At 66.9% G+C, this 18,135-nt stretch carries 14 protein-coding genes and 1 tRNA gene; 6 read left to right on the forward strand and 9 right to left on the reverse strand.

Annotated features, from left to right (window positions below; translation table 11 throughout):
* Positions 1–47 precede the first annotated feature (47 nt).
* The gene (locus PSELUDRAFT_RS12180; RefSeq protein ID WP_088967099.1) at positions 48–1,382 is read right to left on the reverse strand and encodes an ATP-binding protein; all 1,335 of its coding nucleotides are present in this window, start codon (positions 1,380–1,382) and stop codon (positions 48–50) included.
* 2 nt (positions 1,383–1,384) lie between these two features.
* The gene (locus PSELUDRAFT_RS12185) at positions 1,385–2,092 is read right to left on the reverse strand and encodes a response regulator (protein ID WP_088967100.1); all 708 of its coding nucleotides are present in this window, start codon (positions 2,090–2,092) and stop codon (positions 1,385–1,387) included.
* A 176-nt stretch (positions 2,093–2,268) separates the two neighbouring features.
* Here PSELUDRAFT_RS12185 and PSELUDRAFT_RS12190 point away from each other — a divergent pair, with 176 nt between their 5' ends.
* Genes PSELUDRAFT_RS12190 through PSELUDRAFT_RS12200 form a run of 3 tightly spaced genes read left to right on the forward strand, consistent with a single transcriptional unit; the run spans position 2,269 to position 7,828 of the window.
* A complete protein-coding gene (locus PSELUDRAFT_RS12190; protein WP_088967101.1) occupies positions 2,269–3,672 on the forward strand; it encodes an efflux transporter outer membrane subunit in 1,404 nt (467 codons plus the stop codon).
* Positions 3,669–4,775, forward strand: a complete 1,107-nt coding sequence (locus PSELUDRAFT_RS12195; protein WP_088967102.1) for an efflux RND transporter periplasmic adaptor subunit — start codon at positions 3,669–3,671, stop codon at positions 4,773–4,775. Before PSELUDRAFT_RS12190 ends, PSELUDRAFT_RS12195 begins: the two co-directional genes overlap by 4 nt.
* Positions 4,772–7,828: an efflux RND transporter permease subunit gene (locus tag PSELUDRAFT_RS12200; RefSeq protein ID WP_088967103.1), complete on the forward strand. Its 3,057-nt coding sequence runs from the start codon at positions 4,772–4,774 to the stop codon at positions 7,826–7,828. The genes PSELUDRAFT_RS12195 and PSELUDRAFT_RS12200 overlap by 4 nt, the downstream gene beginning before the upstream one ends.
* Positions 7,829–8,341: 513 nt before the next feature.
* On the opposite strand, the gene PSELUDRAFT_RS12205 is transcribed toward PSELUDRAFT_RS12200, so the two are convergent.
* Together PSELUDRAFT_RS12205 and PSELUDRAFT_RS12210 are read right to left on the reverse strand one after the other, a co-directional pair.
* Positions 8,342–9,703, reverse strand: a complete 1,362-nt coding sequence (locus PSELUDRAFT_RS12205) for an MBL fold metallo-hydrolase RNA specificity domain-containing protein (RefSeq protein ID WP_088967104.1) — start codon at positions 9,701–9,703, stop codon at positions 8,342–8,344.
* Positions 9,704–9,747: 44 nt separating this feature from the next.
* Positions 9,748–10,620, reverse strand: a complete 873-nt coding sequence (locus tag PSELUDRAFT_RS12210) for a TIGR02285 family protein (protein ID WP_088967105.1) — start codon at positions 10,618–10,620, stop codon at positions 9,748–9,750.
* A 439-nt stretch (positions 10,621–11,059) separates the two neighbouring features.
* On the opposite strand from PSELUDRAFT_RS12210, the gene PSELUDRAFT_RS12215 reads away from it, so the two are divergent.
* Positions 11,060–12,712 carry a methyl-accepting chemotaxis protein gene (locus PSELUDRAFT_RS12215; protein WP_162291257.1) on the forward strand — a complete coding sequence of 551 codons (1,653 nt, stop codon included), beginning with the start codon at positions 11,060–11,062 and terminating at the stop codon, positions 12,710–12,712.
* A gap of 425 nt (positions 12,713–13,137) precedes the next feature.
* Here PSELUDRAFT_RS12215 and PSELUDRAFT_RS12220 read toward each other — a convergent pair.
* Positions 13,138–13,213: transfer RNA gene (locus PSELUDRAFT_RS12220), tRNA-Thr, on the reverse strand.
* A 134-nt stretch (positions 13,214–13,347) separates the two neighbouring features.
* Between PSELUDRAFT_RS12220 and PSELUDRAFT_RS12225 the strand changes: the two genes are divergently transcribed.
* Together PSELUDRAFT_RS12225 and PSELUDRAFT_RS12230 are read left to right on the forward strand one after the other, a co-directional pair.
* Positions 13,348–13,998, forward strand: a complete 651-nt coding sequence (locus tag PSELUDRAFT_RS12225; protein WP_088968481.1) for a HugZ family protein — start codon at positions 13,348–13,350, stop codon at positions 13,996–13,998.
* Positions 13,999–14,059: 61 nt separating this feature from the next.
* A complete protein-coding gene (locus PSELUDRAFT_RS12230; RefSeq protein ID WP_088967107.1) occupies positions 14,060–15,700 on the forward strand; it encodes an EAL domain-containing protein in 1,641 nt (546 codons plus the stop codon).
* Positions 15,701–15,937: 237 nt separating this feature from the next.
* Here the strand turns inward: PSELUDRAFT_RS12230 and PSELUDRAFT_RS12235 are convergent, their stop codons facing one another.
* The 4 genes from PSELUDRAFT_RS12235 to PSELUDRAFT_RS12250 are packed head-to-tail and all read right to left on the reverse strand — an operon-like array spanning position 15,938 to position 18,081.
* Positions 15,938–16,507 carry a YceI family protein gene (locus PSELUDRAFT_RS12235; RefSeq protein ID WP_179947542.1) on the reverse strand — a complete coding sequence of 190 codons (570 nt, stop codon included), beginning with the start codon at positions 16,505–16,507 and terminating at the stop codon, positions 15,938–15,940.
* 26 nt (positions 16,508–16,533) lie between these two features.
* Positions 16,534–17,070, reverse strand: a complete 537-nt coding sequence (locus PSELUDRAFT_RS12240; RefSeq protein WP_088967109.1) for a YceI family protein — start codon at positions 17,068–17,070, stop codon at positions 16,534–16,536.
* A gap of 17 nt (positions 17,071–17,087) precedes the next feature.
* Positions 17,088–17,627, reverse strand: coding sequence for a cytochrome b (locus PSELUDRAFT_RS12245; RefSeq protein ID WP_088967110.1), 540 nt, complete (start codon positions 17,625–17,627; stop codon positions 17,088–17,090).
* A 1-nt stretch (position 17,628) separates the two neighbouring features.
* On the reverse strand, positions 17,629–18,081 hold the full coding sequence (locus PSELUDRAFT_RS12250) for a MarR family winged helix-turn-helix transcriptional regulator (RefSeq protein WP_088967111.1): 453 nt from the start codon (positions 18,079–18,081) through the stop codon (positions 17,629–17,631).
* Positions 18,082–18,135 lie beyond the last annotated feature (54 nt).

The raw sequence follows: 18,135 nt of genomic DNA on the forward strand, positions 1-18,135 counted from the left end.
TGATGCGGTAGGACATTGCCGAATGTTGTGTGTCGATAGAAGGCGGTTTACTGCGCCGGCAGGCTGATGCGCACCTCCAGCCCGCCGCCGTCGCGCGGGTGAGCGCTGATGTGGCCGCCGTGCGATTCGATGGCGCGGCGGGCGATGGCCAGGCCCAGGCCGAAGCCGCTGCGGCCCTGGCCGTCTTCGCCCACGCGCAGAAACGGTTCGAACATGTCCTGCAGCGCGTCTTCCGGCACGCCGGGGCCGCGGTCGGCCACGGTGATGTGCAGTTGGTCGCCGCTGCTGTGGGCGAGAATGTCGACGCTGCTGCCGTCGGCGGTGTATTTCACCGCGTTGCGGATCACGTTCTCGAAGGCGCGGTACAGCAGCTCGGCGCCCACTTCGGCGACGAACTCGCCGTCGGCGGCAAAGCGCACGTCGCGCCCGTGCGCCTGCGCTTCGAACTGCGCGTCGTCGGCGATGGCGGCCAGCAGTTCCACCAGGTCCACCCGTTCGCGCGCCACGCTGCCGGAGCCGGCCTCCAGCCGCGCCAGTGTCAGCAGCTCGCCCACCAGGGTGTCCACCCGTACCACTTCGCGCTCGATGCGCTCCAGCGTGCTGTCCAGCCGCGCCGGGTCCGGCCGCTGCCGCGCCAGGCCGATGGCGGCTTGCAGCCGCGCCAGCGGCGAGCGCAGTTCGTGCGATACGTCGTGCAGCAGGCGGCGCTGTGCGCCCACCAGCTGTTGCAGTTGCTGCGCCATGCCGTCGAATTCGCCGGCCAGCTCGCTGATTTCATCGCGGCGGCGGCCCAGGCTGCCGCGGATGCGGGTTTCCAGCCGGCCGTTCGCCAGTTGGCGGAATGCCCAGCGCAGCTGGCGTATCGGTTTGGCCGCGCGCCAGGCCAGCAGCGCGCTGCACAGCAGGCTGATCAGGATGGCGGTGGTGATGGGCAACAGCGGCGGCGGCGGTTTGATGTGGGCGTTCTGCTGCATCTGCTGCAGGTCGCTGCCGCGCACGAACAGTAGGTAGCGGTGGCCGTTCTCGCTGCGAATCAGCTGGCTGAACGGGGCGCTGGCGGCTGCATGCCGACGCGCGCTGGCCAGTTCGGTGGCGGCCAGCGGCCGGCCCAGCAGGTCGCGGTCGTTGTCGTCCACTACGTAGGGGGAGGGCAGTTCGCTGCTTTGCGGCCAACCTTGCAGCATCCGGCGGGCGCTGCGGGTGTCGTCGTAGGCCAGGGCGGTAGCCACGCCCTGCTGCACCAGCGCCAGCTTTTCGGCTTCGAAGCTGCGCTGCTCCGGTACTGCCCAGCGCCACAGCGAGGTGGCGCCGATGATGCAGCCCACGGTTACCGTGATGAACAGCAGCAGGATCAGGAAGCACTTCCAGAACAGGCGGCCCATGCTTACTCCCGTTCGCGGATCAGCTGGTAGCCCTGGCCGCGCACGGTCTGTATCCAGCTGCGGCCGTCGCTGAGCACTGCCAGCTTCTGGCGGATGCTGCTGATGTGTACGTCTATGCTGCGGTCGAAGCGCGCCAGCGGGCGGCCCAGCGCGGCTTCGGACAGCTGCGGCTTGCTGACGATCTGCCCGGCGTGGCGCGCCAGCACTTCCAGCAGGCGGAACTCGGTGCCGGTCAGCTCCAGCGGCTGGCCCTGCCAGTGGGCGGCCAGCCGCGCCGGCCACAGCTGCAGCGCGCCTATCTGCAGGCTGCCGTCGCCGCCGGCCGCCTCGCTGGTTTGCGCCGCCGCCGGCTGGCCGCGGCGCAGGATGGCGCGCAGCCGCGCCACCAGCTCGCGCGGGGTGCAGGGCTTGGGCACGTAGTCGTCGGCGCCCATTTCCAGGCCCAGAATGCGGTCGACATCGTCGCCGCGCGCGGTGAGCATCAGCACCGGCAGCCGGCTGCCGGCGCGGATCAGGCGCAGCGCTTCCACCCCGTTCAGACGCGGCATCATCACGTCCAGCACCACGATGTCGAAGTCGCCGCTCAGCGCCGCCGCCACGCCGCTGGCGCCATCGTGCACCCGCTGCGTGCTGAAGCCTTCCTGCTCCAGGTATTCGGCCAGCATCGCGCTGAGCTCTTCGTCGTCGTCTACCAGTAATACCTTGCTCATCTTGCCTGCTTTCCCTGATTTGCCGCCCTGATGATAGCCGCTGCCCCGCGGGCTGTCGGGCGGCTTTACACGTCTTTACCCGCCGCGCGCATCTTTACGCTTCTTTACACCGGCTTAACCGCGCTTTACCGGCCGCTCGGCGAACATGCCGCAGATTCGTTGCTGTGGAGACGCCCATGTCGTTCCGATTATCCATCCTGCCCCTGCTGCTGGGCCTGGCGCTGAGTGGCTGTGCCACGGTGGGGCCCGATTACCAGGCACCCGTCATGCGCATGGACGCACAGTGGCAGGCCGCGCTGCCGCATGGCGGCAGCACCACGGCGCTGCTGGACTGGTGGCAGAGCTTCAACGACCCGGTGCTGAGCAGCCTGCTGCAGGCGGCCGAGGCCGATAGCCCGACGCTGGACAAGGCGCTGGCTGCGATTGCCAGCGCGCGCACCAGCGACGACGAGGCCGGCCTGTCCGGCCTGCCCACGCTCAGCGCCAGTGCCAGCGACACCCACAGCGGCAGCAAGGGCGGCAACGTTGGCCGCAGCAGCAGCGCACTGCTGGACGCCAGCTGGGAGCTGGACCTGTTCGGCCGCGTGCGCCGCAGCCAGCAGGCCACCCAGGCGGCACTGTCTGCCAGCCAGGCCGACTGGCACGACGCGCGGGTAACGCTGGCGGCCGAGGTGGCCAGCGAGTACGTGAACTACCGCGCCTGCCAGCTGCAGGCGGCGCGTTACCAGGACAACCACCGCTCGCTGCAGCAGGCCGCCGGCGCCACCGCCGCGGCGGTGCAAGCCGGACTCAGCGCCGCGGCGGATGGCGCGCTGGTGGAGGCCAGCCTGGCCAGCGCCAACAGCAGCCTGCTGGCGCAGCAGGCGGAGTGCGAGGTGAGCATCAAGTCGCTGGTGGCGCTCACCGGCCTGGCCGAGCCGGCGCTGCGCGCGCAGCTGGCCAGCGAGCCGGATGCCATCCCGCAGCCGGGCACGCTGCGGGTGGACAGCGTGCCGCTGCAGCTGCTGAGCCAGCGGCCGGATCTGGTCTCCGCCGAACGCAGCCTGGCGGCGGCCAGCGCCCGCATCGGCGTGGCCGAGGCCGAACGCTACCCGCGGCTGTCGCTGCTGGGCAGCCTGAGCAGCACCGCCACCCGCGGCAGCGGCAACAGCCAGGGCTGGTCGTTCGGCCCCACGCTGAGCCTGCCCGTTTTCGATGGCGGTAGCGGCAAGGCGGCGGTGCAGACCGCGCAGGCCAACTACCAGAGCGCGCTGGCCGGCTACCGTGGCGCGGTGCGCAGCGCAGTGCAGGAGGTGGAGCAGGCGCTGGTGCGGCTGGACTCCGCCAGCCGGCGCGAGGCCAGCGTGGCCACCGCTGCGGCCAACTATGGCCGCTACTTTGCCGCCAGCCTGCAATCGTGGCAGGCCGGCAGCACCAGCCTGCTGGACCTGGAGGAGTCGCGGCGCAATGCGCTGTCGGCGGAACAATCATTGATCACCGTGCAGCGCGACCGCGTGCTGTACGGCATTTCGCTTTACAAGGCGCTGGGGGGCGGCTGGCAGGCCGGCGGCCCGGCGGCGGGCAAGGGAGACGCAGCATGAACCGCAAACAGACCATCACCCTGACCGTGGCCGCCAGCCTGCTGCTGGCCGGCGGCGGCTGGCTGCTGTGGCCGGCGCGCCCGGCGGTGGCGGCAGCACAGGCAGAGTCGCATCCGGCGCTGACGGTGAGCGTGCTGCAGCCGCGGCAGGAACGTTGGCCGCAGAGCATCAGCCTCAACGGCGCGCTGGCAGCCTGGCAGGAGGCCAGCATCAGTGCCGAAACCGGCGGCCTGCGCATCGTGGCGCTGCATGCCGACGTGGGCAGCCAGGTCAAGCGTGGCCAGCTGCTGGCCGAGCTGTTCAGTGCCGGCGTACGTGCCGATGTAAGCACTGCCGAGGCCGCGCTGGCCGAGGCGCGCACCACGCTGACCGGCGCCCGCTCCGACCTGGCGCGCGCCAGCGCGGTGAAGGATAGCGGCGCGCTGTCGGCGCAGAAGATCGAGCAATACGCGCTGGCGGTGCAGACTGCCGAGGCGGGGGTGAAATCCGCCGCCGCCAAGCTGGACAGCGCGCGCATCACCCTGACGCAGACACAGATACGCGCGGTGGACGACGGCGTAATCACCAAGCGCAGCGCCACGCTGGGCACTGTGGTCAGCAGCGGTAGCGAGCTGTTCACCCTGCAACGGCAGGGGCGGCTGGAATGGCGCGCCGAGGTGTCGGCACAGCAGCTGCCCAGCCTGCATGCCGGGCAGCAGGCGCTGCTGACGCTGAGCGATGGCAGCCAGGTGCAGGGCCGCCTGCGGCAGCTGGCGCCGGCGCTGGATGCCAGCACCCGCACCGCGCTGGCCTATGTCGACCTGCCGTCGGGCAGCGCGGCGCGCGCCGGCATGTACGCCGGCGGCCGCATCCTGCTGGGCGAGTCGACGGCGCTGACGGTGCCGGCCAGCGCGGTGGTGGTGCGCGACGGGCACAGCTATGTGTTCGTGGCCAACGCCCGCTCACAGGTGAGCCAGCGCGAGGTGATGGTTGGCCGCAGGCAGGGCCAGCGGGTGGAGCTGAGCCGCGGGGTGAAGGCGGACGAGCGGCTGGTGGCCAGCGGCGGGGGCTTCCTCAATGACGGCGACAATGTGCGCATCGTCGCCGGCAAGGAGGGCGCATGAACTTCTCCGCCTGGGCGATACGCAAGCCGGTGCCGGCCATCCTGCTGTTCGTGGTGCTGACGCTGGCCGGCCTGTTCGGCTTGAAGCAGCTGGGCATCCAGAACTTTCCGGACATGGATTTCCCCACCATTACCATCAGCGCCTCGCTGGAAGGCGCGGCGCCGTCGCAGCTGGAAACCGAGGTGGCCCGCAAGATCGAGGACCAGGTGGCCACCCTGGGCGGCATCGAGCACATCACCACCACCATCACCGACGGCACGGTGAGCATCAACGTGGAATTCGCGCTGGAGAAAAACAGCGAGGAAGCGCTGAACCAGGTGCGCAACGCGGTGGACAGCGTCAAGGGCGAGCTGCCGGCGGACATGGAAACGCCCACGGTGTCCAAGGTGACCACCAGCGGCAACGCCATCGTCACCTATACCGTGTCTGCGGCCAACATGAGCGAGGAGGCGCTGTCCTGGTTCGTTGACAACGAGGTGGACAAGGCGCTGCTGGCCACGCCCGGCGTGGGCAAGGTGGCCCGCGTCGGCGGCGTGGACCGCGAGGTGCTGGTGGCGCTGGAGCCGGTGCGCCTCAACGCCATGGGCGTGAGCGTGGCCACGGTGGCCGATCAGCTCAAGGCGGTGCAGAAGGATGCTTCCGGCGGCCAGGGGCGGCTGTCCGGCGGCAACCAGTCGCTGCGCACCCTGGGCGCGGTGGGCAGCGTGGCTGATATTTCCGCGCTGAGCATCCCGCTGGGCGACGGCCGCCACGTGCGGCTGGACCAGCTGGCCACGGTCAGCGACAGCCATGCCGAGCGCAGCACCTACGCCATGCTGGACGGCAAGCCGGTGATCGGCTTCCAGGTAACGCGCAGCAAGGGTGAGAGCGAGGTGGCGGTACAGCAGCGGGTGGCGGCCACTGTAGCCAGACTGCAGGCGCGCTACCCGCAGGTAAGCTTCGCCGAAGCCTACAACACCGTGGACAGCATCAACGAGAACTACCAGGGCTCCATGCATCTGCTGCTGGAAGGTGCGGTGCTGGCGGTGCTGGTGGTGTGGTGGTTCCTGCGCGATGCGCGCGCCACTCTGGTATCTGCCACCGCCTTGCCGCTGTCCATCGTGCCCACCTTCGCGCTGATGTACTTTTCCGGCTTCACGCTCAACACGCTCACGCTGCTGGCGCTGGCGCTGGTGATCGGCATTCTGGTGGACGACGCCATCGTGGAGGTGGAAAACATCGTGCGCCACCTGCGCATGGGCAAGACACCGAAACAGGCGGCGCTGGAGGCGGCGGACGAGATCGGCCTGGCGGTGATCGCCACCACCTTCACCCTGGTGGCGGTATTCCTGCCCACCGCCTTCATGAGCGGCATCACCGGGCGTTTCTTCCGCCAGTTCGGCATGACTGCTGCTGCTGCGGTGCTGGCCTCGCTGCTGGTGGCGCGGCTGCTGACGCCGATGATGGCGGCCTACCTGCTGAAGGCACACCCGGAGCGGGCCGAGGACAGCAGGCTGATGACGCGCTACCTGGGCTGGGTGCGCTGGTGCCTGGCGCGCCGCAAGACCACGGTGGCGGCGGCCACGGCCTTCTTCGTCGCCTCGCTGGCGCTGATTCCGCTGCTGCCCACCGGCTTTGTGCCGGCCAGCGATCTGGCGCGCAGCAGTGTCAGCATCAGCCTGCCGCCGGGCAGCACGCTGCAGGATACCCGCGCGCTGGCGTTGGCCGCACAGCAGCGGCTGGCCGGCTTGCAGGGCGTGCAGCATGTGTTCGCCTCGGTCGGCACCGCCACCACCGGCGGCGGCCCCGGCGCCAGCAGCAGCCAGGACAGCAACAGCGCCGAGCTGACGGTGACGCTGACGCCGCGCGGCGAGCGCAGCGAGAAGCAGCCCGCCATCGAAAGCCGCATCCGTCATGCACTGCAAACCCTGCCGGGCGCGCGCATCGGCGTGGGCGGCGGCAATACCGGCGAGAAGCTGCAGGTCACCCTGGTGGGGGACGATGCTGCCACGCTGACCAGCGCCGCGCAGACGGTGGAACGCCAGCTGCGCACGCTGCGCGGCGTGGGCTCGGTAACCTCCGACGCCAGCCGCCAGCAGCAGGAGATCCAGATCGTGCCGGACAATGCCCGCGCCGCCGAACTGGGCGTGACCAGCAGCGCGCTGGCCGGCACCGTGCGCATGGCCACCTACGGCGACTTCTCCAGCAGCCTTGCCAAGCTCAATCTGCCGCAGCGGCAGGTGGACGTGCGGGTGCGGCTGGACGATGCCAGCCGCCAGGATCTGGATGCCATTGGCCAGCTGCGGGTGGCCGCGGCGGGCGGCAAGGTGCCGCTGGCCAGCGTGGCCGACATCCGCATCGGCAGCGGCCCCAGCCAGATCAACCGGCTGGACCGCATGCGCCAGGTCACCATCGGCGTGGAACTGGGCGGGCGCAGCATGGGCGAGGTGCAGCAGGAGGTGTCGGCGCTGCCGGCGCTGAAATCGCTGCCGGCCGGCGTGAGCCAGCGCGCCTCCGGCGACGCGGAGCGCATGGCCGAACTGTTCGGCAACTTTGGCGGCGCCATGGCGGTGGGGGTGCTGTGCATTTACGTGGTGCTGGTGCTGCTGTTCCATGACTTCCTGCAGCCGGCCACCATCCTGGCGGCGCTGCCGCTGAGCGTGGGCGGGGCCTTCCTGGCGCTGCTGCTGACCGGCAACAGTTTCTCCATGCCGTCTATCATCGGCCTGCTGATGCTGATGGGCGTGGTGACCAAGAACTCCATCCTGCTGGTGGAGTACGCGGTGATGGCGCGGCGCGAACGCAGCCTGGGGCGCTTCGAGGCGCTGCTGGATGCCTGCCACAAACGGGCGCGGCCCATCCTGATGACCACCATCGCCATGGCTGCCGGCATGCTGCCGATTGCACTGGGGCTGGGGGCGGACCCGAGCTTCCGCGCGCCGATGGCGATTGCGGTGATCGGCGGCCTGCTGACTTCCACCTTGCTGAGCCTGCTGGTGGTGCCGGTGGTGTTCACCTATGTGGACGATGCGCTGCAGTGGCTGGGGCGGCGGCTGCCGCAGCGGCAGCACTAGGCGGCATCTGCATCGGGCTGCTTGCGGCCAACCCTGCCCGTGATTGCGGGCAGGGTTTTTTGTTGCCCGTTCAACCTTGCAACGGACACTCAGCTCGTAGGGTGGGCAAAGCGCAGCGTGCCCACCAACGACATCCTGCCGGTGGGCACGGCCTTCGGCCTTTGCCCACGAGAAGCAGCAAATGTTGGCCGCATCGCCAGCCGTAGGGCGGGTTGGCCGCAGGCCATACCCGCACGCCGTTGGCGGTATACGCGGGAATGAATCGCTACCCGCTTGCAACGGACACTCAGCATGTAGGGTGGGCAAAGCGCAGCGTGCCCACCAACGACATCCTGCCGGTGGGCACGGCCTTCGGCCTTTGCCCTCCCAACGAGAAGCCGCAAGTGTTGGCCGCATCGCCAGCTGTAGGGCGGGTTGGCTGCAGGCCATACCCGCGCGTTGTTGACGGTACGCGCGGGTATGAACCGCTGGCTCAACCCGCCCTGGGTATTGCTTGCGGCCAACCTTGTCTGCTCAATCCAGCGTCACGTGCTGATCCTGCTCCGCCACGCTCACCTGCCAGTGTTTCTCGTGGCTGATGCGCCGGCGCAGCGCATCGGCGGCTTCCGGCTCGCCATGCACGATGAAGCTGTGCCGCGGCGGCTGCTCGAAACCGCTCAGCCACTGCAGGATCTCGTTGCTGTCGGCGTGGGCGGACATGTGGTCCATGGCGATGACTTCGGCGTTGATCGGCACGTCTTCGCCGTGGATGCGCACACTTGGTGCGCCGCCGACGATCAGCGCGCCACGGGTGCCGCCGGCCTGGAAGCCGGTGAACAGCAGGGTGTTGCGCGGGTTGGGGGCGAAGGCCTTCAGGTGGTGCAGCACGCGCCCGCCGGTGGCCATGCCGCTGGCGGCGATGATCACCGCCGGCTCGCGCAGCTCGTTCAGGCGCTTGGATTCCTCCACCGTGCGCACCATGTGCGCCACCTGGCACATGCCCTCGCATTCCTCGTCCGACAACCGGTGGCTGTCGCGGAACTGTTGGTACACGCCGGTGACGTCGCTGGCCATCGGGCTGTTCAGGTAGATCGGCAGCCGTGCCGGCAGCTTGCCGGCGCGCTTGAGGCGGTACAGGAAGTACATCAGCACCTGCGCCCGCTCCACGGCAAAGGCCGGAATCACGGTGATGCCGCGCCGCGCCACGGTGCGGTTGATCACCTCGCACAGCACCTGCTCGGGGTCCTCCGGCGGGTGCTGGCGGTTGCCGTAGGTGGACTCCAGCAGCAGGTAGTCGGCGTGGGCCACCTGTTCCGGCGGTTTCATGATCGGGTCGTGCTGGCGGCCCAGGTCGCCGGAGGCTAGCAGCGTCACGCCGTCGGCGCGGATTTCCACGCTGGCCGCGCCCAGGATGTGCCCGGCCGGGCGCAGCAGCACCTCGATGCCTGGGAGGATCTCGCTGCGCTGGTGGAAGGGCAGCGGGGAGAAATATTCCAGCGCCTTCTCGGCATCGGCCTGGGTGTACAGCGGCAGTGCCGGGCTGTGTTTGGAAAAGCCGCGGCGGTTGGCGTATTCCGCTTCTTCTTCCTGCAGGAAGCCGCTGTCCGGCAGCAGGATGCCTGCCAGCGCGCAACTGGCCCCGGTAGCGTGGATGCTGCCGCGAAAGCCGTCGCGCACCAGCGCCGGCAGGTAGCCGCTGTGGTCGAGGTGGGCATGGGTGAGCACCACGGCATCCAGCTCGGCGGGGGAGAACGGCAGCCCGCGCCAGTTGCGCAGCCGCAGCTGCTTGAAGCCCTGAAACAGGCCGCAATCGAGCAGGATGCGCTTGCCGGCGCACTCCAGCAGGTACTTGCTGCCGGTCACGGTGCCGGCAGCCCCCAGAAAAGTCAGCTGCATGGTGATTCCCTTTCATTGCCACGGCATGGGCAATGCCAGCTTAGTCAGCGCTTACCGCCTTCGCGTTGTTCCAGGTCATGCAGGCTGGCGATGGCAGCGGGGCTGAGCCAGTGCTCGTAGGCACTGCGCAGCTGCTGGCGCAGGGCAGCAGAGGCCAGCACCTGGTTCACCTGCCCGATGATTTGGCGGCCGAACAGGGATTTGTGGCAGGCCACGCTGGCCGGCAGCAGGCCGCCGGCTTCCTGTAGCGGCAGGAAGGCGGTGTCCTGGCGGGCGATGCCGTCATGCTCGGCGGGGTAGGTTTCTTCGAACGGGTAGCCCAGCAGGTAGTCGATGCGCTGGTACTGCAGCATGTGGAAGTGCGTCAGCCCGCTCAACGGCACGATGTTCGCGGCGGGCTGCTGCAGGTAGGGCGCCAGCACGTTGTTGATGCCGCTGCCGTAGGAGCGCGACAGGTTGATGCCGGCCTGCAGCTTGCCGTCCTGCAGCAGGCGCGCCAGCACCACCTGGCCCTGCGCGCTCTGGTAGGGGCTGAACGCCGGCAGGCGTTTCTTCAGAGTGATCAGCCCGATGGGCAGCATCCGCAGATAGGGCCGGCTGAACAACAGGTAGCGCTGCCGCTCCGGCGTGGGCAGCAGGCCCAGGGTGCAGCTGTTGCCGGGTTTTTGCAGCTCGTGCTCGACGCGCGGCACATTGCCGTACACCACGTGCGGCGGCAGGCTGGACAGCGCCGGATGCAGCGTCTTGAGCACCAGGTCGAGATAGCCCTGGCCGGCATCCGGGCCGCTGCTGAACGACAGCGGCGCGGTATCCAGCTGCAGCCAGGTCAGTTGGATATTGGCCGGCGCGGCCATGACGGTGGCAGACAGCGCGGCCATGGCGGCGGTGCCGAGTTTTGTGGTGAAAGAGTGCGCCATCTGCACGACCCAGGGTGTAGGGGCCAATTGCCCGACACCACTATAGTTGGCCGCAAGCAGGCATACAAATCACCGCCATTACCGGTGTTTTAGCGAATTTGCATAGATTTTGGCTGCTGTTTTGCTGGGGCGTTCTGCCTGTTGCAGGTTGGGTAAAGCCTTACCGGTGGGTACGGCCAGTGGCCTTGGCCCACCCTGCGAGCAGGAAAGACCGTCGCCCGGATGCGCTGGGCTTATCCGGCCTTCACTTCGGAATTGTCGATATGAACATCTGATATTTCTAATGTTAGCAATTGTTGAATTTCCACATAGTCATGACCGGTTCATGCGGCCAACCTTCCGTGTGCAGCCGGCGCTTGCCGGCCCGGGGTTGGCCGCAGGGCCGGGCGCGGCTTGGTTTACCCGCCGCGCCTTCGTCAACCCACCGTTTGCGGATGCTATGTCGCTTCTCTCTCGTTTTGGCCTGCGCTTCAAGCTGCAGGCAGCCTTCCTGCTGGTGTCGGGGCTAACCATCGCCATCTTTACCTGGCAGATGGTCAGCAATGCGCACCGTGATGCACTGCGCACGGTCGATGCCCAGTTGCAGATGGCGGCGCGCGCCTATGTGCTGACGCTTGGCGATGACTACCACGACCACCTGCAACCGCGGCAGGCGGTCGATCTGGCGCAGAAGCATGCGGAAGCGGTGCGCCTGCGCCAGGCGGCGGAATACCTCGGCGTGAAGTTTCTCTACGGCTACATCGTGCGCGACGGCAGTGTCATCTACAGCCAGGCGGCGATCTCGGCCGAGCAGGAAAAAGACCCGAAGTTCGAAATGTATCTCAAGCCCAACGACGTGCCGGCACAGAACCCGCCGGTGCTGGAGGCAGCACGCAGCGGGCAGGCACAGTTCCTCGAAAGCCAGTCGCCGGAGTACGGCCACCTGCGCTCCATCATGGTGCCGATGAAGAGCCGTGGCGGTCAGCCGTTCGTTGCCTGTGCCGACGCGGACGCCGACAAGGTGGACCAGGCGGTGAACCAGGCCATGCTTGCCGCGCTGGCCACCAGCGTGCCGTTGCTGTTGGCGGCCATTCTTGCCTCCTGGCTGCTCAGTCGCGTCATCACCCGGCCACTGCTGCGCCTGCTGGCCATGATGCAGTCGCTGACCACCGGCAGTGGCGACCTGACGGTGAGCCTGCAGGTGGACAGCCAGGATGAAATCGGCCAGATCGCCCGCCACTTCAACACCTTCATGGCGCAGTTGCGCGAGATGTTCCTGTCGGTGCGCGAGGAAACGGTGAGCCTGATCCAGGGCGTGCAGCAGATCGGGGAGATGACTACCCAGCTGTCGGCTGCCGCGCGCGAGCAGTCCGACGTGGCGGCGGCCTCCGCCGCCTCGGTTGAACAGATCACGGTATCCATCGACCAGGTGGCGCAAAACAGCCGCGATGCGGAGCAGCTCACCCGCCAGACCGGGCAACTGTCGGAAGAAAGCGCCCGTGCGGTGGAACAGGTATCCGGTGAAATCGGCCGTACCGCGGACTTCGTCGGCGGCCTGGCCGGGGTGATGTCGGAGCTGGACGAGCAATCGCAGAAAATCAGCCTGATTGTCGGTGTGATCCGCGATATTGCCGACCAGACCAACCTGCTGGCGCTGAATGCCGCCATCGAAGCGGCCCGCGCCGGCGAACAGGGCCGCGGCTTTGCCGTGGTGGCCGACGAAGTACGCAAGCTGGCCGAGCGCACCGGCAATGCCACCGTGGAAATCGGCCGCATGATAGACAGCATGCGCCAGCAATCCACCCAGGCCATGGGGCGCATGAACGATACCCACCAGGTAGTGCAGGGCAGCGTCGACCTAGCCGGCGTGACCTCCGGGCGCATCGGCGAGATTCGCAGCCAGATGGAACTGGTGGTGCAGCGCATCCAGGACATCGCGCTGTCGGCCAACGAGCAGTCGCACGCCACCGCGGAGATGGCCAGATCGGCAGAGCGCATCAGCGTGATGGCGCAGCAGGGGGAAGCGTCGATCAGCGGCGCCAAGCGCGTGGTGGACGATCTGAACAGCCTGGCCAACACCCTGCACGGGCTGATTGCGCGTTTCAGGCTGTGATGCTTGACGCAGACTGAACGGCTGCGGCAGCAAATAGCAAGGGCTTACCGGGGAAATTCCGGTAAGCCCTTGATTCTTTTGGTGCCGGTAAGAGTAGCCGAACCAATGCAAGACAAACCATTAAAATTCAATGGCTTACGGATTGCTGTGTGTTGCCGGTGGTGTATGTTTGTGTATCTCGCCGCGCCCAACAACGCCAGACTGCAGTCAGTACATAACGAGTACATAAGCGCCGCCAAAGAAAAACGGCCTACAGCGAAAGCGCCGTAAGCCGCTGATACCTCTGGTGGGCCCTCCTGGGCTCGAACCCGGGCCCAAAGAATTATGAGGCCAAGGAGCTGCGTGCCATTCTTACAATGGTCTTACAGCCTACCAGAAAGCAAAAAGGCCAACTCCAAAGAGTTGACCTAAGCGCTTGAATCTATTGGTGCCGGTAAGAGGAGTCGAACCCCCGACCTTCGCATTACGAATGCGCTGCTCTACCAACTGAGCTATACCGGCACACGGCCCGCCAGGCGGCGAGGCGGGACGCATTATAGCGGCAGCGCGGGGCTTTGAAAATACGCGGCCGATGTTGCCAGCATGGCCTTGTCGCCCTATCGTGAAAGCACATCTTTAACCACTTGCTGCTGAACATGAAAATTGCGGTTGCCGACTGTCTTACCCTGCTGCATGGCGCGGAAAATGCCGCGCTGGCCACCCATTCCCAGGCGCTGGCGGGCTACCCGTTTGTTACCAGCGTACCGTTTGCGCTGGATGCCGCACATTGCCCCTGGCTGCTGATGAGCGATCTGGCCGAGCACTGCCGCAATGCGCGTGCCGATGGCCGGGTGAGCCTGCTGTTGCAGCAGGAGAGCGACGAGGTACTGGCCGCCTCGCGCATGACGCTGCTGGGCGATTTGCAGGCGGCCGAGCCGGATGCTGCTACCCAGGCGCGCCTGCTGCGCTACTGCCCGGCATTTGGCGATTATCTGGCGCTGGGCGATTTCCATTTCTTTCGCCTGCAGCCCAGGCGCGTGCGCTTTATCGGTGGTTTTGGCCGCATGGGCTGGGTAGAGCAGGGGGACTGGCAGACGCTGCCGGTGCTGTCGGCTGCGGACGAGGCGGCGTTGCTGGCCAGCCTGGCGCCGCCGGCGGAGGTGGCGCTGCTGGGGGTGGATTGTTTTGGCCTGGATCTGGCCCAGGCCGGCCGCCGTCTGCGCTTGCCATTCGCCCTGCCCGGCGCGGGCAGCGAGTTGGCCGCAGCGGCGCGGCAGGCCCTGGACGGGTTTGCGGCGGCGGTCTAGAAAATGATCGCGACTGCAGCTGTGCCGGCCACATGGCGGCGCAGGCTGCAGGGAGAACATCATGACTGATCTGCAGACCGTGTTGTGCGTGGAAGGCGACGACACGGTTCGTATGCTGTTGTGCGAGGAGCTGCAGTCCGCCGGATACCGCGTGCTGGAGGCGGACAATGCCCGCACTGCCCTGAGCCTGGTGCGCAGCGAGCGCCCGGAGCTGGTGATCTGCGATGCTGCGCTGCCCAAGCGCAGCGGCATCGAGCTGTTGGAGGCGGTGGGGGCGGATGCCGAGATTGCCGGCATTCCTTTCATCGTGCTCACCAGCGGCCAGGCGCCCATCGATCCGACGCTGCTGCCATCGCTGGCGCCGGAGGATTGCCTGGACAAGCCGGTGGAGCTGGACCAGCTGCTGGCCCGGGTGGCGGCCCGCATCCGCCGCCGCCGCGGCGAGTCACCCAGCCGGCCCGGTGGCCAGTTCCTGCTGCGGCAGCAGCTGCAGGCGCGACTGGAACGGGCGCGGCAGCAAGGGCAGCCGTTGCGGCTGGCGCTGCTCAAGCTCGACAGCTTTCTGGCCTTGTCCATGCGCCTGCTGCCGCAGGAGCTGCAGCAGTTGCTGCAGGCGCTGCATGGCCGCCTGCAGCCGCTGGCGGAGCAGGAGCAGGTGTATGCCTGGTCCGATGGCTGCTGGGCTTTCGTTGAGCAGCCGCACCTGGCGGAGACGGATTTCGACCAGTTGCAGCAGCGCTTCAGCGTGGCGCTGGGCAGCATAAGCCTCAATTACACCTGCAGTATTTTGCGCCTGCAGCTGGACTGGCCGCAGGCCGAGCAGCACCGGCTGGAGGCGGCGGCGCTGCTGGAGGCCTGCGCACTGCATCTGAATTTCCAGAGCGCCGGCAACCCGCGCCGGCTGCTGCATATCCGGCCGGGAGACTACGCGGCGATGCGCGCTGCGCGCTACGCCGAGCACAATCTGGCGCAGGTGGTGCAGAACGACGAGCTGGAGCTGCTGTTCCAGCCGCGGGTCGAGTTGAAGAGTGGCCGCATCATCGGCGCCGAGGCGCTGCTGCGCTGGCCCGGCGCGGCCATCGGTGGCTTGTCGCCGGGGTTTTTCATGCCGGCGGCCGAGCGCATGGGGCTGGCCAGCGAGCTGGACCGCTGGGTGATCGGCCAGATACTGGGTGCGGTGCGGCAGCTGGCCGAGCGGCAACAGGATTTCATTCTGTCATTCAATCTGTCGGCGCAGAGCCTGGATGCCGACGTGCCGGCCTTTCTGTTGCAGACCCTGCAGACGCAGGTGCAGCTTGCGGCCAACATCGAGGTGGAGGTGACGGAAACCTCGATGGCCAACCTGACACCGGCGGTGGAGCGCGGCGTCGCCGCCTTGAAATCGCTGGGCGTGCGCCTGGCGGTGGATGATTTTGGCGTGGGCTATGCCTCGCTGTCCTACCTGAAGCGGCTGCGCGCCGAGGTGATCAAGATCGACCGCAGCTTTGTCACCGATCTGCCGCATCGAGGTATTGATACCCAGATCGTGCAGGGGCTGGTGGGGCTGGCGCAGGCGCTGGGCTGCGTGGTGGTGGCGGAGGGGGTGGAAACCCGGCAGCAGGCCGATACACTCAGCGAGCTGGGCTGCCACAGTGCGCAGGGCTACTTCTTCTATCGGCCGATGGCGCTGCCGGAGTTGCTGCAGCTGCTGCGGGTGGCGTGAGCAGGCCTGTAAACGTAAAAAACCGCAGCGTGCCGGCTGCGGTTTCAGGCTGCGGACAAGATGCGGCGTGCTGGTTCTGCCGGACCCGGCAAAGCCGGGCCGCTTCGGCGAAGTGATTGAATCGGCAGCCTTTCTGTTTTTCACAACAAAGCCCCTTGCGCGATGCGCAAGGGGCTTTGTCAGTACGCCAAAACCGCAGCGTTCCGGCTGCGGTTTTTTTCATGCTACTACCGGCAATTACTGCGCCTGGGTGGCTTCCAGGGTGATGTTCAGCTGTACATCGTCGCCGATGGCCGGCAGGAAGGTCTTCATGCCGAATTCGCTACGCTTGATGCTGGCTACGGCGTTCACGCCCCAGGTTTCCACGCCGGACATCGGGTTCTTGCCCTTGCTGACGCGGGTCAGGGTCAGGGTTACCGGCTTGGTCACGCCCAGCATGGTCAGGTTGCCCTGTACTTCAGCCGGCTTGTCGCCCTTGAAGATCACGGCGCTGGATTTGTAGCTCAGGGTCGGGTACTTGGCCACGTTGAAGAAGTCCGGGCTCTTCAGGTGCTTGTCACGGTCGCCCAGGAAGGTCTGCAGCGAGTCGGCGTCGATGGTCACATCCACGCTGCCTTTCTTGGCGGCTTCGTCCACGGCCAGCTTGCCGCTTACCTTGGTGAAGGTGCCGTGCTGCAGGGACAGGCCCAGGTGGTTCACTTCGTAGCCGGCGAAGGTGTGGGTCGGGTCTACGTCGTAGTTGATCGGGGCAGCGTAAGCAGCGCCGGCAGCGGCCAGCAGGGCGGTAAACAGAGCGGTACGGATCATCAGTTTTCTCCAGTGTGAGGGGCGGGTCAGTTGTCGAGTACGATGCGGAACTTCAGGTCCACGTTGTCGGCTACGGTGCTGGTATCGCTCCAGCTGCCTTCGCCTACCTTGAATGCCAGGCGCGAGATCGGCAGCAGGCCATCCACGGTCAGCTGCTTGCCCTGCGCGGTGATCTGGAACGGCGCGCTGACATCGCGGGTGGTGCCCTTGATGGTGAGCTTGCCGCTTACCTGGAAGCGGTTATTGCCCAGCGGCTTGATGCTGCTGGAAACGAAGCGGGCCTGCGGAAACTGCGCGGCGTTGAACCAGTCCTTCTTGCGTGCCTCGTTATTGGCATCGGCGGTGGGCAGGCTGATGCTGTTGATGTCGATGCCGATATCGGCCTTGGCTGCATCCGGTTGCGCCGGGTTGAAGCTCACGTTAGCTGCAAATTTTTTGAAGTTGCCGGAAACCGGTACGCCCATCTGTTTCATGGTGAAGGCGAGCTGGCTCTTGCCCAGGTCTACCGGCTGAGCGAAGGCGGGTACCGACAGTGCGGCCAACAGTAGCAGTGTGTGTTTCATGTGTGGGTTCCTGTGTATCAGCGGCCGGGGCGCATGCGCTCTAGCAGGCCGTCCTTGTCGATGAACTGGTGTTTCAGGGCCGCCAGTACGTGGCCGATCACCACGAGCAGCAGGGCATTGTTCAGCAGGCCGTGCACGGCCTTCAGCTGTTCGGCAAGCTCAGGGTTGGCCGCAAGCAGGTCCGGCAGCGGCAGCACGCCGAACAGCACGACCGGGATGCCGTAGGCGGAGCTCATCAGCCAGCCGCTTACCGGGATGACCAGCATCAGCAGGTACAGTGCGGCATGGCCGCCGTGGGCAGCCAGGCGGGCTACGGGGCCCATGCTGGCCGGCAGCGCGGGGGCGCGCTTGGCCAGGCGCAGCAGCACGCGCAGCACCAGCAGGGCAAGAATGCTGATGCCCAGCCACTTGTGGTAGCTGATCAGGCGAAATTTGGTCGGTGACAGCGGCAGGCTGTCCACGTAGCGCCCAAAGGCGAAGGCGGCGATGATCAGCACGGCCATCAGCCAGTGCATCAGGATCTGCGCCGGGCTGTAGCGCGGGGTGTTGGTGTGCATGTCAGGTTTCCTGTTCGTTTTCCAGTGCCAGCCTTACCCGGTGCAGCAGCGCGCTGGCGGCGGCCAGCTCGCCGTCGTCCAGGTGGTCGAAGGCGCTGCTGATATGGCCCGCCACGTCGGGGAACGACTGGCGGAACAGCGCTTCGCCCTCGTCCGTCAGCGCCACGAACAGGCTGCGCCGGTCGTTGGCATCCACGGTGCGGGTAATCAGCTGTTTCTCCAGTAGCCGGTCCAGCACGCCGGTGAGCGTGCCCTTGGTGATCAAGGTTTTTTCCGACAGCGTCTTGCAACTCATGCCGGGGGTATTGCCCAGCGTGGCGATCACGTCGAACTGCGCATGGGTCAGACCATGCAGGCGGATGCGGTTGTTCGAGCGCTGCTCGAACGCCTGGTAGGCTCGCACCAGCTCGCGGATCAGCTCGCGCGTCCGCGGCAACGGGGTGGCTTGAGTCATAGAGATTCCGGGTAGCGAAATAGTTCCAGATAGAATAGTTCTGACTAGGACTAA

This window comes from Vogesella sp. LIG4 (assembly GCF_900090205.1).
In the GTDB taxonomy this organism is placed as follows: Bacteria; Pseudomonadota; Gammaproteobacteria; order Burkholderiales; family Chromobacteriaceae; genus Vogesella.